Origin of the sequence: Flavobacterium sp. KACC 22761, from assembly GCF_034058155.1 — a bacterium.
Taxonomy (GTDB): Bacteria; Bacteroidota; Bacteroidia; order Flavobacteriales; family Flavobacteriaceae; genus Flavobacterium.
The window spans coordinates 4599089-4615006 of record NZ_CP139148.1 but is presented as its reverse complement, the minus strand read 5'-3'; the positions used below and the strand labels follow the sequence as shown (position 1 = coordinate 4615006).

8 protein-coding genes are annotated in these 15918 nt (G+C 35.2%); 7 read left to right on the top strand and 1 reads right to left on the bottom strand.

Annotated features, from left to right (window positions below; genetic code table 11):
• The first annotated feature begins 172 nt into the window (after positions 1–172).
• The 3 genes from SCB73_RS19485 (at position 173) to SCB73_RS19475 (ending at position 7912) form a co-directional block, all read left to right on the top strand.
• Positions 173–3580, top strand: coding sequence for a DUF4450 domain-containing protein (locus SCB73_RS19485; protein ID WP_320567847.1), 3408 nt, complete (start codon positions 173–175; stop codon positions 3578–3580).
• A gap of 192 nt (positions 3581–3772) precedes the next feature.
• Positions 3773–5899, top strand: a complete 2127-nt coding sequence (locus SCB73_RS19480) for a hypothetical protein (RefSeq protein WP_320567846.1) — start codon at positions 3773–3775, stop codon at positions 5897–5899.
• Positions 5900–6124: 225 nt separating this feature from the next.
• On the top strand, positions 6125–7912 hold the full coding sequence (locus tag SCB73_RS19475; RefSeq protein ID WP_320567845.1) for a rhamnogalacturonan lyase: 1788 nt from the start codon (positions 6125–6127) through the stop codon (positions 7910–7912).
• 305 nt (positions 7913–8217) lie between these two features.
• On the opposite strand, the gene SCB73_RS19470 is transcribed toward SCB73_RS19475, so the two are convergent.
• Positions 8218–9258: a GntR family transcriptional regulator gene (locus tag SCB73_RS19470; protein WP_320567844.1), complete on the bottom strand. Its 1041-nt coding sequence runs from the start codon at positions 9256–9258 to the stop codon at positions 8218–8220.
• Between the two features lie 386 nt (positions 9259–9644).
• On the opposite strand from SCB73_RS19470, the gene rhaT reads away from it, so the two are divergent.
• The 4 genes from rhaT to SCB73_RS19450 all read left to right on the top strand — a co-directional run bounded on the left by rhaT (position 9645) and on the right by SCB73_RS19450 (position 15790).
• Positions 9645–10715 carry an L-rhamnose/proton symporter RhaT gene (rhaT, locus tag SCB73_RS19465; RefSeq protein WP_320567843.1) on the top strand — a complete coding sequence of 357 codons (1071 nt, stop codon included), beginning with the start codon at positions 9645–9647 and terminating at the stop codon, positions 10713–10715.
• A 26-nt stretch (positions 10716–10741) separates the two neighbouring features.
• A complete protein-coding gene (locus SCB73_RS19460) occupies positions 10742–12883 on the top strand; it encodes a bifunctional aldolase/short-chain dehydrogenase (protein ID WP_320567842.1) in 2142 nt (713 codons plus the stop codon).
• Positions 12884–13063: 180 nt separating this feature from the next.
• Positions 13064–14338: a sugar isomerase gene (locus SCB73_RS19455; RefSeq protein WP_320567841.1), complete on the top strand. Its 1275-nt coding sequence runs from the start codon at positions 13064–13066 to the stop codon at positions 14336–14338.
• Between the two features lie 90 nt (positions 14339–14428).
• Positions 14429–15790 (top strand): FGGY-family carbohydrate kinase, encoded by a 1362-nt coding sequence (locus SCB73_RS19450; protein ID WP_320567840.1) that lies wholly within the window; start codon positions 14429–14431, stop codon positions 15788–15790.
• The last annotated feature ends 128 nt before the right edge of the window (positions 15791–15918 follow it).

Genomic DNA, 15918 nt, shown 5'->3' with positions numbered 1-15918 from the left:
TTAATTCAAAATGCTGAAAATTAATATGCTTTATATATTTCGTAAATCAGGAAGGTACAGGATAGTATACCACAAAAAAACAAAGAAATTGCATCAGAATTATTGAATTGATAAAAAAAAGCGATTTTAATTTTATTTAATTCTTATTTAGATTTTGCCATTTTACTGCTTTATGAAAACAAAAAAATATTCTTTTACAACGCTTTTCAGTTTGCTTTTTTTATTTCCAATTTTAAGTTTTGGACAAAATAAAGAAGTGCGCAAACTGCATTATGCGCCAGAGGAAAATGCTTTTGTCTTAAAAAATGGAATCCGAAAATTCAATCGCGCGCTCTATGGCTCGAATACAGGATTTAGAGTTGAAACGGGCGATTTGCCTGAATTTGCCATGTATATGCCGGGAATGGGAGGGAATTTTAAACTCGGAATCTTAAACGGAAAAGAAAGTAAATGGATTACCGAAGCTTCTAAAATTGATACCAGATATGTTTTGGGCACAATGCATTACACAATTGAAGATGCGATTTTAGGAAAAGGAAAATTGTTTGTCGATGTTGTCGCTTTAAAAGAAAAAGAAGGTTTTATCGTAAAAATATATGGAAAGGACATTTCTAAAAATGTCAATGTGATTTGGGTTTTTGGTGGTGCAACCGGAAAGAAATTCAGTCGTGACGGCGATATTGGTGCTGATCCGGAATCGGTATTTTATTTACAGCCAGAATATTGTCTTGGTAATAAATACACTTTACAAAAGCAGTCTTTTTTATTGGAATATGGTTCTGAAAGTAACAAGCAAAAAACAGGAAATAATAAAAGTTTAAATGGATTTTTTCCTGAATCGAAAGTGCTTTTGGCTAATGCAAAAAATCAAAATTCGCCTTTGGAATTGTATAATTCGAAAGCAGAGGAATTGCCCATTATTTCAGGAAAAATAAAAAGCATTTCAGAAAAAGCTATTTATTGGTTATTTTCTCCAGAAGATTTGAAAACAGCTATTTCGCAAAAAGAAATCGCACAGCTTTATGAAAAATCAGTTCAGGAAACGCAAGTTTTAGCGAATCGTGTAAAAGTAAAAACGCCAGATCCTTATATCAATAATTTAGGTTTCGCGCTTTCAATTGCTTCTGACGGAATTTGGGAAAATCCAGCGTATTTACACGGTGCAATTGCTTGGAGAATGTATTTGAATGCGTGGCGTGGCGCTTATACGGCAGATCCGTTAGGTTGGCACGACAGAGCAAAAACACATTTTACAAGTTACAGCAATTCGCAAGTAACTTCGCCTGAAAGTGGTCCGATTGTCCTGGATGAAGAACGAAACTTGGCGCGTCAAAAAGAAGAAATGGGAACATCCATGTTCAGCAGTGGTTACATTTCCCGAAATCCAAATAAAAATACCGTTGCACATCATTACGATATGAATTTGGTTTTTTTCGACCAGATGTTACGTCATTTTAAATGGACGGGTGATCTCGCTTTTTTGAAAGAAATGTGGCCTACAATTGAACGACATTTAAACTGGGAAAAACGAAATTTCGATCCTGATAATGACGGACTTTACGATGCTTACGCGACAATTTGGGCGAGTGATGCTTTGCAATATAGCGGTGGAGCTGTAATTCATTCTTCAGCGTATAATCTTTATGCGAATAAAACGGTTGCTGAATTAGCTAAGAAAATTGGAAAAGATGCAACACCTTATGAAAAAGAAGCGGAGAAAATTTTAAAAGCTTCAAACGAACAACTTTGGCTTTCTAAAAAAGGAATTTTTGCCGAATACAAAGACGCTTTAGGAAACCGATTATTGCACGATTCTCCCGGAGTTTGGAGCATATATCATACAATAGATTCTGAATTGTCAAATCCGTTTGAGAGTTATCAAATGCTGAATTATGTTGATAAACAGATTCCTCATATTCCAATTTCGGCAGAAGGTTTGGATAAAAAAGATCTTTATGTAATCAGTACCACAAATTGGCAACCTTATACTTGGTCGATTAATAATGTGGCTTTGGCTGAGCAATTACATACTTCGTTGGCTTTTTGGCAAGGCGGACAATCAGAAAAAGCGTTCAAAATGTGGGAAAGTGTTTTGATCGAAAGTCTTTATTTGAGCGCTTCTCCGGGTGGTTTTGAACAACTTTTATATCAAGATAAAATGCGTGGTGAATTGTACCGCGATTTTGCGGATCCAATCGGAATGGCATCAAGAACTTTAGTGGAAGGGCTTTTCGGAATTCAACCAGACGCCATTGCGGAAGTTTTGACGATTCAGCCGGGTTTTCCTAAAGAATGGGAAGAAGCGTCTTTAGAAATTCCAGATGTTTCGATTGCTTTCAATAGAAAAAATAAGCACGACACTTATCATATAGAAAATCATTTTACATCAAAAATGAATTTAAAATTGATTCTGAATGCCTATTTTGACGCTATAGAAAGTATTAAAATAAACGGAAAAAATGTGTCGTGGAAAGCAATTCCGGAAAGCATTGGAAATCCAAAGATTAGCATTGAATTGCCGTATAGCGCAGTTTATGATGTTGTTGTGAATTGGAAAGGGGGAACTTTGGAAACAATGGCTATTAAGCCTTCGTACAATTCAGGAGAAGCTATAAATGTTAAGATTGATAAGGGAGAAATTGTTTCGGTTTATGATCCGCAAACAGTTTTGGATAAAATCGAAAAAACGGAAAAAACTTTCAATTCAACCCTAAATGGCGAAGGAAATAAAATAGTCTTTATCCAATTAAAACAAGGCGATTTTTCTTGGTGGAAACCATTTGAATTGAATTTAAAAAGTAAAAAAGAACCTGAAAAAGTTACTAATTGGGATCTTCCCTTGGATAAATCGCAACGAGCTGAAACCATTTCGCTTTCTAATTATTTCAATGCAAAAGTTACAGATATTTTCACAAACGAATATTTATCACCAAGACCACAAACAGTAACGTTACAGCTTCCAAAACAAGGAATTGGAAATTGGTGTTATCCTAATATTTCAGTGAAAATTGATGATAAAGGTTTGCGCGAAAAAGCAAAACAAACTGGAGAAATTAAAACACCAAATGGGATTCCGTTCAAAACGCCTTCGGAGGAAAATCAGAAGAATATCATCTTTACTTCGATGTGGGATAATTATCCAAAAAGCGTTGATATTCCGTTAAACGGAAAAGCTTCACATGTTTATTTCATGCTTGCCGGATCAACCAACCCAATGCAAAGTCGAATCACAAATGGAGAAATAACTATGAATTATACAGATGGAACTTCTGAAATTTTGCCTTTGAAAAATCCAGAAAATTGGTGGCCAATCGAACAAGACTATTTTATTGACGGATTAGCTTTTACAACCGATGCACCAAAACCGCCAAGAGTTTATCTGAAAACCGGAGAAATTTCAAGAGATTTTAAAGATTTTACAGTTGTAAAAGGATTCACAAATTATGGCGTTGATGGCGGTGCAGGAACGATTTTGGATTTGCTTTTGGATAAAAATAAAACATTAAAAAGTATGACTTTGAGAACTATTGCGAATGATGTGGTGATTGGTTTGATGAGTGTTACTTTAATTAGAGAATGAGATAATTAGAGAATGTGTCAATTTGATAATTTGATAATTGTAAAATGTGAGATGTTAAATGGAAAACGAGCCTTCTCCCGAAGCTTCGGGACGCTCAGGGTGACAATCGTTTTCATAATAAACAATTTTTATGTCAGGCTGAGCGAAGTCGAAGCCTTTTGAACCTGAAACCTGAAACCAAAAAACAACCAAATGAAAAAATATCAATTAATTACTTTATTTCTGTTTGCGATTTCGTTGTCAGCGCAACAGAAAATCGATCGAAAAGCTCTTGTGAATCGCCATAACGTTCAAATTACGGCTATTGACACTTTGGCTTCTTTGACTGTTGGAAACGGTGCTTTTGCCTTTACTGTCGATGCAACGGGATTGCAAACTTTTCCAAAAACTTATCAAAACGGAATTCCGTTAGGAACGGAGTCGGAGTGGGGTTGGGACAGTTATAAAAACACAGAGAATTTTAAGTTTTCTGAAACCTTAAAAGACTATCAGCAGTATGGCAGAAATGTTTCGTATACGGTTCAGATAAAAGAACCAAAAAGAAAAGTTGACGCCATAAATTGGTTCAGACAAAATCCGCATTTAGTGCAATTGGGGAATTTAGGCTTTGAAATTTTGAAGAAAGATGGAAGTTTGGCTAAGTCAACGGACATTAAATCGATTTCTCAAAAACTGAATTTATGGACAGGCGAAATCGAAAGTTATTTTGAAGTTGAAGGAACTCCGGTTACAGTTTTGACCGCTTCACATCAAGAAAAAGACGCAATTGGCGTAAAAGTAAAATCAGATTTATTGCAACAGAAACGCTTAAAAATTAGTTTAAAAATCCCTTTTCCAACTGGTGATTGGGCCGATTTTGGAACCAAATATGAAGGAACGCAAAATTATACAAGCACACTAAAACAAAAATCAAAAACAGAAGCAGTTGTAACACATGTAATGGACAGCATTTCATACAACGTTGATTTAATGTGGAAAGGAAATGCGCAAATTAAAAAAGCATCAGATCATTATTTTGTAATTGAAGCTTCAAATACCAATACATTAGAATTGAGCTGTCTTTTTGCTTTGGTAGCTAATAAAACTCAAAATTCTTCTTTTGAAACTATTCAAAATAGCAGTATAAAAGGCTGGGAAAATTTCTGGAAAAGTGGCGCTGCAGTTGATTTTTCAGGAAGTACAGATCCGCGAGCCAAAGAGTTAGAACGAAGAGTAATTCTTTCGCAATATTTGACAAAACTGCAATGTACTGGAAAAGTACCGCCTCAGGAAACAGGTTTGACTTATAACAGTTGGTACGGAAAACCGCATTTAGAAATGCATTGGTGGCATGGTGTCCATTTTGTACTTTGGAATAGGCCAGAATTATTAGAAAAAAGCCTTCCGTGGTATCAAAAAGTTTTTGATAAAGCAAAAAATATTGCCAAAAGACAAGGTTTTGAAGGTGCAAGATGGCAAAAAATGACAGATCCTGAAGGGAATGAAAGTCCGTCATCAGTAGGTTCATTTTTGATTTGGCAACAGCCGCATTTCATTACTTATGCTGATTTGATGTATCGTGCAAAACCAACAGCAGAAACGTTAAAGCTGTATAGTGAACGCGTTTTTGAAACAGCAAATTTCATGGCTTCGTTTGCGAATTATGATGCTAAAACAGATCGTTATGTTTTAGGTCCGGGTGTTATTCCAGCGCAAGAACGCTTTAAGGCTATGGAAACTTTTAATCCAACTTATGAATTAGCATATTGGAATTGGGCTTTGAAAACAGCTATTGAATGGAAGAAAAAATTAAACCAAAAAGTACCTGAAAAATGGGAAACTGTTTTGGCAAAATTATCAAAACTTCCTGTTTCGGGTGATGTTTATTTGGCGACAGAAAGTGCAACAGATTCTTATACTAATCCAGAATTCAAAACCGATCATCCATCTGTTTTGGGAACTTTCGGAATGCTTCCTGAAACTTCTCTTTTGGATAAAAAAATCATGAAAAATACTTTTGATTTGGTTTGGAAAACTTGGTCTTGGGACAAAACTTGGGGTTGGGATTTCCCGATGACGGCAATGTCTGCCACAAGATTAAATATGCCAGAAAAAGCAATTGATGCCTTGTTTATGAATGTGACGACAAATACGTATTTAAAAAACGGACATAATTATCAGGCAGAAAGACTGACACTTTACCTTCCAGGAAATGGAGGATTATTAACTGCCGTTGCCATGATGTGCGCTGGCTGGGACGGAACCACAGAACAAAACCCAGGTTTCCCAAAAGACGGAACTTGGAAAGTAAAAAGTGAAGGATTTAAGAAGTTTTTTTAAAGATTCTAAGTTATTGAGATTCTTAGACTCTAAGTTTTTTTTAGTTGAAAAAAGTAGATAATCTCGCAAAGTCGCAAAGACGCAAAGTTTAGCTTTTAATTTTCCATGCGTCTTTGCGAGATTAAAAAAGAACATATTCACATTTTAAAATACAATATGAAAAATAATAAAAACTTTGTAGTAATACTGCTTTTCTTAAGCCTAAATATATTCAGTCAAAGGCAAATGGAAAATCTCGATCGAGGCGTTATTGCTGTAAAAAGCAACAATCAGTTTTTTATTGGATGGCGTGTCCTAGGAACCGATCCTGATAATCTTGCTTTTAATTTGTATCGAAAAAGCGGTACTAAAAAAGCAATTAAATTAAATGACAAACCCATTTCCGGAGCGACAAATTTTGTGGATGCAAAAGCAGATGTTCAGGAAGATAATACTTGGTTTGTAAAAACAGTTTTAAAAGGAAAAGAAAGTGATGCAAAAGGAAGTTTTACCATTCCGGCTTCAAGTGCTGATAAAGATTATTTGTCGATTCAATTAAAACAAATTGAAGGTTATACAGCAAATGATATTTCGGTTGGAGATTTGGATGGAGATGGCAGATACGATTTGATTGTTCACATGACTGGAAAAGGACATGACAATTCGCATACCGGAATTACAGATCCGCCTATTTTTCAGGCTTATACTTTGGAAGGAAAATTTTTGTGGCAAATTAATTTAGGCAAAAACATTCGTGAAGGCGCACATTATACACAATTCATGGTTTATGATTTGGATGGCGACGGAATTGCAGAATTGGTTTGCAAAACGGCCGACGGAACAACAGATAGCCAAAATAATGTTGTTGGAGATGCTTCAAAAGATTGGGTTGACCGTGATCCAAATTCGGGAACTTATGGAAAAATTTTAAAAGGTCAAGAGTATCTTTCTGTTTTTGACGGAAAAACGGGAAAACTCATTACAACTGTTGATTATATTGCCGAAAGGGGCGATCTTGCTGGCTGGGGTGGACATGGTGGAAGTGGCGGAAATGACACAAAAGGAAATCGTATGGATCGTTTCTTGGCTTGTGTTGCTTATCTGGACGGAGTTCATCCGAGTGTTGTAATGTGTCGCGGTTATTACGGAAGAACGGTTTTAGCAGCATGGGATTTTAAAAATGGCAAACTGACTTCGAGATGGGTTTTTGATAGCAAAGATTCTGAAAATCCGTATTCGGGAATGGGAAATCATAATCTAACCGTTACTGATGTGGATAATGACGGCAAAGACGAAATCATTTACGGATCGATGTGCGTTGATGACAACGGGCAAGGCTTATATACAACAGGTTTCAGACATGGTGATGCGATTCATGTTTCTGATTTAGATCCGGATCTTCCAGGTCTTGAAGTTTTTGGGATTCACGAAATTGAGAATGGTACGACGGGTCCGGGTGCAACTATTTTTGCTGCAAAAGATGGAAAAGTGTTGTTTACTGGTTCTATAAATGAAGATGTGGGCAGAGGCGTTGCAGATAACATTGATCCTGAATTAAGAGGAGCGCAGTTTTGGTATTCTGGTTCGCCCGATTTGTATGATATGAAAGGAAAGGTTGTTGGAAAAGCACCAAACTCCATTAATTTTTTAATTTATTGGGATGATGATACTTCACGAGAATTGCTAGATTCTAATCATATTGATAAATACAACAAAGGAAGATTGTTTACCGCAACAGGCGCAGTTTCGAATAACGGTACAAAATCGACTCCGGCACTTTCTGCTGATATTTTGGGCGACTGGCGTGAAGAACTAATTTTAAGATCAGAAGATAATAAAGAACTTCGTATTTATTCAACAATAATTTCGACCAATGTAAGACAATATACTTTAATGCACGATCCGCAATATAGATTGAGCATTGCTTGGCAGAATGTTGGTTATAATCAGCCTCCGCATACGAGTTTTTATATGGGAAAAGATATGAAACCGGCACCAAAATCGAATATAATTTTGGTTAAAGTTTCAAAGTAACAAAGTGACAAAGGTTCAAAGTTTTTTAGATTATATCTTTTAATCTCGCAAAGACGCCAAGTCGTAAAGTTTTAGTTTAAAATATAAATTGCCTCTAGCTTTAGCTGGAGGTTTCGTAAAAGTCAATTTTGAATGGCTTTAGCCAAAAATGCGTTTTTTGGCTAAAGCCTTTTTACATTCTGATAAATTCATCCAGCTAAAGCTGGACGCAATTCATTAAAAAACTTGGCGACTTGGCGTCTTTGCGAGATTACAAAATTTAAAAACCTTTGAACCTTTGTCACTCTGCCACTTTGAACCTTTTTTTAAATCGAATTCCGATCAATAAAATTAAAAGGCACTTTAAATTCTCCTTTTTCCTTATTCAAAATCATTCGAGCAGCGGTTTCCCCCATTACATTGAAGTCGGTTGACATTACGGTGATTCCTAATAATTCTTTTAGAGGTGTGTCATTATAAGAGATTACGCCGATTTCTTTTCCTAAAATAAATTCCTCATCGCGAATCTGTTTCATTAAATTCACCAAGTCTGATTCTTCGATAGTGATAAACAAATCGCCTTTTTTCAGAATCATATCATCGTAAACTTCGCTTAGAATCTCAAAATTGATTTCGTGTTCGACACAAAACTTTCTAAATCCGTGCAAGATTCTTCTCGGATAAGGATAAACCGCCTTTTCAGGATAAACCAAAATAAGTCTTTTGTATTTGGTAATTTTCGAAAGACCTTCTTTTAAAGCATTATAAATATCATTTTCAAAATCCTGATAAATTTTGATGATTTCGCCTTCTAGTCCGAGTTTGATATTGTCCATAATGACTAATTTCTCTTTTGGAATGCGTTCGATAGCTTTAACAACATCATCAGTAAAACTCAAATGCTTTAATTCATCTGTTTTAAAATGCGTTGTGATGACATAATAATCGTAAGCGCCTTCGAATTTGTCTAGTAAATTCAAAAATAAAGTTTCGTCACAATGATAAATATGAAGATCCGTATGTGCATTTGCACCAACAGTATTGATAAACGAGCTATAAGTTTTCATTTTATATGCGCTCAATTTATTGAATAAAAAGAGCACATTTACCTTCGACTCGAGTTTAGTTCGGGTAATATAATAGCCTTTTCCTCGAATAGAAGAAATGATTTTTCGCTCTTTTAAGATGTTATATGCCTTTTCAACTGTATCACGAGACATATAAAACTCCTCGCTGAAGCTGTTTATCGAAGGAATTTTTTGATTTATTTTTAGGTTTCCGTTCGCAATATTCTGTAAAATTGAATCTACAATTTGCTTGTATTTTGGAACCCTTGAATCTTCGTCTATTTTGATAAGTTTAATCATTTTGTGGTTTTGTTGATTATGGCGATTACTTAATAGGATTAATTTTGAATTATAAATTGTGTAGAATATTTTGGGTTTAAAGCTTACAAATTGGCTTAATTGTTACTTTTCTCACAAAGACTCAAAATTAAATAAGGCTTATTTTATATTTTTCGAGATTTCATTATTTATCAATGTTTGAGGATATAATAATTACGAAATCGATTGCTAAAATAGAAATTTTAAATTTATTTTTCTACTTAAAAACCCTTCTTATTTACAATATTCACGGGTTTTAACATAATTAGTAAAATCATAAAGGATAGTACAGGACAGTTTTCTTTTTTACATTCTCTTATTTTACAAAACCAGATTAACTATCAATAACCACAAACTAAAATTATTAAATGGAATCATTACTCGGTATTATTTTTCACTCCATTGGAGGTTTTTCTTCGGGCAGTTTTTATATGCCATTCAAGAAAGTAAAAAATTGGGCTTGGGAAAGCTACTGGCTTATAGGAGGTTTTTTCTCTTGGCTTATTGTGCCGCCAATTGCCGCTTATTTAACGATTCCAAATTTTACTGAAATCATCGCAACAGCTGCACCACAAGTTAAGGCATTAGCATTTATAATGGGATTGATTTGGGGTGTAGGCGGACTTACTTATGGTCTTGGTGTTCGTTATTTAGGAATGTCGTTAGGAAACTCAATTACGCTAGGATTCTGTTCTGCTTTTGGAGCTTTGATTCCACCAATTTACTATCATTTTAATGCAGTAGAAGGAAAAGAGTCGATTAGTGATATGTTTGCGAATTCAGGTGGACAAATGGTTTTGGCCGGAGTTTTAATATGTATTCTTGGTATTGCTATTTTAGGAAAAGCAGGAATGCTGAAAGAAAAGGATTTTGCAACAGGTCATGAAGATAAAGACAAAGATTTCAATTTGGTAAAAGGATTGATCATTGCTATAGTTTCAGGTATTTTGAGCTCATTTTTCAATTTCGGAATTGAAGCGGCAAAGCCAATGGCGGAAGTGGCAAATGAAGCTTGGAAATTAGCAAATCCGAATCAAGGTGAATTTTTGTTCCAAAACAATGTGAGTTATATCGTGATACTTTGGGGCGGACTAACAACTAACTTTATATGGTGTATTTATCTGAATTTCAAAAACAAAACTTTTTCAGATTATACCAATATAAATACTCCAATTGCTAAAAACGTACTGTTTTCTGCAATTGCAGGAACAATGTGGTTTTTGCAGTTCTTCTTTTATGGCATGGGAGAGAGCAAATTAGGCAATGGTGCAAGTTCATGGATTCTGCATATGTCAACCATTATTTTGACGGCTAATTTCTGGGGATTCTATCTGAAAGAATGGACAGGAGTTTCTAAAAAAACAATGCAAACTTTTGTGTGGGGAATTGGATTAATCATGCTTTCGATTGTCGTAGTCGGAATTGGTAATTCATTATAAAAATCAACTAAAATCAAAACAACCAAATGTCGAATATAAATACAAATAATATGAATTTTAAGCACGTAAGCTATCTTTGGGATGACGCTAAAGCAAAAGAATTAGCTGGTGATGAAGTAGCGCTTTTTATTTATCGCTCTAATCTTTTAGGAGCCGATTTAAGATTGACAAACTACGGAGGTGGAAACACTTCTGTAAAAATTACAGATAAAGATCCATTAACGGGAGCAAGCTCTGAGGTTATGTGGATTAAAGGTTCTGGAGGAGATATCGGAACTTTGACAAAATCAGGCTGTGCGGCACTTTATTTAGACAGATTGCGCAATCTTGAAAATGTGTACAGAGGAATTGAGTTTGAAGATGAAATGGTAGAATTGTTCAATCACTGTATTTTTGATTTGGCTTCAAAAGCACCTTCTATCGATACGCCTTTGCACGGTTTCTTGCCTTTCAAACATATCGATCACCTGCATCCAGATGCGGCAATTGCAATTGCGGCTGCAAAAGATGGAAAGCAAATTACCGAAGAATTATTTGATGGCGAAATTGGCTGGGTTGGCTGGCAACGTCCTGGTTTTGACCTTGGACTTCAATTAAGAAGCTGTTTGGAAGAAGCTGAGAAAAAAGGAAAAAAACTTCGCGGTATTATGTTAGGTTCTCATGGTTTATTCACTTGGGGTGACACTGCATACGAAAGTTATATTAATACACTGGAAGTAATCGAGAAATGCGCTGAATATTTAGAAAGCAACTACGGAAAAAAACGTCCAGTTTTTGGAGGCAAAAAAATCGACAGTCTTCCTGAAGCAGATCGTAAATTGAAAGCGGCAAAAATAGCTCCAATTTTAAGAGGATTCTGTTCGTCTGAGCGTCACATGATTGGACATTATACAGATGATGCAAGAGTTTTGGAATTCATTAATTCTAATGATTTGGCAAAATTAGCACCGCTTGGAACTTCTTGTCCGGATCACTTTTTAAGAACTAAAATCAGTCCGTTAGTTTTGGAATTAGATCCAAACGAAGATTTGTCTGATGTTGCAGCAATTAAAGCAAAATTAACGCCCGCATTTGAAGCGTATCGTGCAATGTATAAAGACTACTACAATGCATGCAAAAAATCAAATTCACCAGCAATGCGTGACCCAAACCCGGTTGTGATTTTATATCCTGGAGTGGGAATGTTCACTTTTGCAAAAGATAAAACAATGGCGCGTTTGGCGTCAGAATATTATATCAATGCGGTAAACGTAATGAAAGGTGCTGAAGCAGTTTCAGAATATACTTCATTGCCTCACCAAGAAGCATTTGATATCGAATATTGGTTGTTGGAAGAAGCTAAATTACAGCGTATGCCAAAACCAAAAGCATTGTCAGGAAGAATCGCTGTAATTACAGGTTCTGCCGGCGGAATTGGTAAAGCTATCGCTAAGAAATTTGCTCAAGAAGGTGCTTGTGTAGTAATCAATGATATTAATGAAGAGCGTTTAGAATCGGCTACAGCTGAGTTTGTGAAATTGTTTGGTAAAGATGCAGTTTCAAGCACTTTATTGAATGTTACTGATTCTGACAGTACCGAAAAAGCATTTGACCAGGCTTCTCTAGCTTTTGGTGGTGCCGATATTATTGTAAACAATGCCGGAATCAGTATTTCTAAATCAATTGCTGAACACACTTTAGAAGAGTGGGACAGATTGTATGATATTTTGGTAAAAGGACAATTTATTGTTTCTAAAGCTGGAATTGAAGTAATGCGCAAACAAGGTTTTGGCGGAGACATCGTAAATATTGTTTCTAAAAATGCAGTAGTTGCAGGTCCAAATAATCCTGGATACGGTTCTGCAAAAGCGGCTCAAGCACACTTGACACGTTTAATGGCTGCTGAATTAGGAGCTGATAAAATTCGCGTAAATACAGTAAATCCAGACGCTGTAATTTCAGATTCAAATATCTGGTCGGGCGGATGGGCAGAAGGACGTGCAAAAGCATACGGAATCACAGTTGAAGAATTGCCGGCTTACTACGCAAAACGTACCTTATTAAATGAAATTATATTGCCAGATGATATCGCAAATGCGTGTTTTGCTTTCGTTGGTGGTTTATTAGATAAATCTACAGGAAACGCTCTAAACGTTGATGGCGGTGTCGGAATGGGCTTTTACAGATAAATTGTTAGTTTTTTTTAAGTTTAAAACAAAGGTGGTTTTTTGTAATCTAACGTTCGGAAGTTTTCGGACGTTAGATTTTTTAAAATTAAAGAACTAAAAAAATGCAAAAAAATATTTAAGATTAACCGAGAGCGCAATCGATATAATGTGGTACATTGTGCGCTATTAAAATAAAATGCTATGTTAATTGAATCAAACAATATTGCATCTCATAATGAGGGATTGCTGAAAAAACATCAAAATAAATTTGCTTTTACAGCATCAGAAATAGAAAATGCAGAATCGATTATTCAAAAATTAATTGATTTTCAAATCGCGATTCCATCTTGGGCTTTAGGAACTGGAGGAACTAGATTTGGACGTTTTGCAGGTGGAGGAGAGCCTCGTTCATTAGAAGAAAAAATTGAAGATGTAGGTTTGCTTCATAAATTAAACAATGCTTCTGGAGCGATTTCGCTTCATATTCCGTGGGATATCCCGACTGATTATAAAGCAATCAAAACGTTAGCAGCACAGCACGGATTAAAGTTTGATGCCATGAACTCGAATACGTTTCAGGATCAGGCAAATGCAGAACATACGTATAGATATGGTTCGTTGCAAAACGTAAATAAAGCAGTTCGTAAACAAGCAATTGCTCATAATATTGAAGTGATCAAACACGGAATCGAATTAGGTTCTAATTCATTAACCGTTTGGTTAGCGGATGGATCTAACTTTCCGGGGCAATTAAACTTCAGAAAAGCTTATCAAAATACATTAGAAAGTTTAGAAGAAATCTACGATGCATTACCTTCAAACTGGAAATTATTCTTAGAATACAAATGTGCTGAACCAAACTTTTACTCAACAACTGTTGCAGATTGGGGACAATCGTATTCATATGTTCAAAAGTTAGGAGACAAAGCAAAAACGCTTGTTGATTTAGGACACCATTTACCAAATGCAAACATTGAGCAAATTGTTTCTATTTTGTTGATGGACAATAAATTAGGAGGTTTCCATTTTAACGATTCAAAATACGGAGATGATGATTTAACTGCCGGAGCATTAAAACCTTACCAATTATTCTTGATTTTCAATGAATTAGTTGAAGGAATGGACGCAAGAGGAATGAATCACGCCAAAGATTTAGGCTGGATGATTGATGCTTCTCACAATATCAAAGATCCTTTAGAAGATTTATTGCAATCTGTTGAAGCGATTATGATTGCTTATGCACAGGCACTTTCTGTGGACAGAAAAGCTTTAGAGCAAGCTCAAGAAGAAAATGACGTGGTAAAAGCGCAGGAAATTCTTCAAAATGCTTTCCGCACAGATGTTCGCGCATTAGTTGCTGAAGCTCGTTTGCGCTCTGGAGCTGCTTTGAATCCAGTTGAATTGTATCGTTCTCTCGCTGTTAGAAGCAATTTAATTGGAGAAAGAGGGTTAAAAACAATGGCAACAGGATTGTAATAATTATGAGTTATGAATTATGAGTTTAAAAAACAAAAAGACTTAGTCTAATAATTCATAATTCATAACTCAAAACTCATAACTAAAAAAATGAATGTAGTTGCAATTTTTGATATTGGTAAAACAAACAAAAAGGTTTTTTTATTTGACGAAAATTATAAGATTGTTTGGGAAAAATCAGTAAATCTTGATGAAACCACAGATGAAGATGGTTTTCCTTGTGAAGATATCGATGTCCTGAAAAACTGGATATTAGATCGATTATCCGAAATAAAAGAACTGTCTAACTATGTTTTAAAAGCAATCAATTTTAGTACATACGGCGCTAGTTTTGTGTACATTGATGAAAACGGAAAAGTTTTGACTCCTCTGTATAATTACTTAAAAGATTATCCAGAGGAATTAAAAACAGCGTTTTACAACAAATATAAAGGCGAGGAGAAATTTGCAGTCAAAACGGCTTCTCCAGTTTTAGGAAGCCTGAATTCTGGAATGCAGATTTATAGGCTTAAAGAAGAAAAACCAGAGCTTTTTGAAAAAGTGCAATATTGTCTTCATTTGCCACAATATTTGAGTTTTCTGCTGACAAATGAGGCTTTCGCCGATATTACAAGCATTGGCTGTCATACTAATTTGTGGAATTTCAAAAAAATGAAATATCACAAATGGCTAGAAAATGAAGGCATTTCAGAGAAAATTCCGCCTTTGCATTACGGAAAAGATGTTTTGAAAAAAGAAGGTGATTTGGCCATTGGTGTTGGACTTCATGACAGTTCATCGGCAATTATTCCATATACAATTAATTTCACGGAGCCTTTTGTTTTATTATCAACAGGAACTTGGAGCATTTCACTGAATCCGTTCAATAATAAGCCTCTGACTTTTGATGAACTTCAAAAAGATTGTTTGTGTTATATGCAGTATACTGAAAAACCGGTAAAAGCAGCAAGATTGTTTTCGGGCAACGAACATGAAGTACAAGCCAAAAGATTAGCGGCTCATTTTGATGTTCCGTTTGATACTTTCAAAGATGTTTATTTTGATAAAAATATTGTAGCAAATTTAAGAGCGCTTCATTTTCAGATCATCTATCCTAAAAAATATGATTTTGATATTTTGAAAGAATGCCCATTTCAAAAAAGAGATCTTTCGACTTTTAAAAGTTACGAAACCGCTTATCATCAATTGATGTTGGATTTAGTCGAACAACAAGTTTTTTCGACTAATTTAGTGATACACAATAGCCCTGTTAAGAAAATTTTTGTTGATGGAGGGTTTAGTAAAAATTCGATTTTTATGAATTTGCTGGCAGAAGCTTATCCTGATATTGAAGTTTATGCAGCATCGATGGCGCAAGCAAGTGCATTGGGAGCAGCGTTGGCGATTCACGACAACTGGAATCCAAAGCCAATTCAAAATGATTTAATCGATTTGAAATTTTATAAGCATTAAGTAATTGATAATTTACAATTAATAATTTACAATTGATAATTATTAATTAAAAATTAATAAACTGTATTTTGCAATGCAAGTTTTTCAGTTCGAGTCCCCCTTCGGTCGAAATGACAAAAAAATGAGAA

Bases quoted from the DNA above. Each gene is read 5' to 3' on its own strand.
- SCB73_RS19485 (WP_320567847.1), top strand. From the start codon at position 173: ATGAAAACAAAAAAATATTCTTTTACAACGCTTTTCAGTTTGCTTTTT.
- SCB73_RS19480 (WP_320567846.1), top strand. From the start codon at position 3,773: ATGAAAAAATATCAATTAATTACTTTATTTCTGTTTGCGATTTCGTTG.
- SCB73_RS19475 (WP_320567845.1), top strand. From the start codon at position 6,125: ATGGAAAATCTCGATCGAGGCGTTATTGCTGTAAAAAGCAACAATCAG.
- SCB73_RS19470 (WP_320567844.1), bottom strand. From the start codon at position 9,258: ATGATTAAACTTATCAAAATAGACGAAGATTCAAGGGTTCCAAAATAC.
- rhaT (WP_320567843.1), top strand. From the start codon at position 9,645: ATGGAATCATTACTCGGTATTATTTTTCACTCCATTGGAGGTTTTTCT.
- SCB73_RS19460 (WP_320567842.1), top strand. From the start codon at position 10,742: ATGTCGAATATAAATACAAATAATATGAATTTTAAGCACGTAAGCTAT.
- SCB73_RS19455 (WP_320567841.1), top strand. From the start codon at position 13,064: ATGTTAATTGAATCAAACAATATTGCATCTCATAATGAGGGATTGCTG.
- SCB73_RS19450 (WP_320567840.1), top strand. From the start codon at position 14,429: ATGAATGTAGTTGCAATTTTTGATATTGGTAAAACAAACAAAAAGGTT.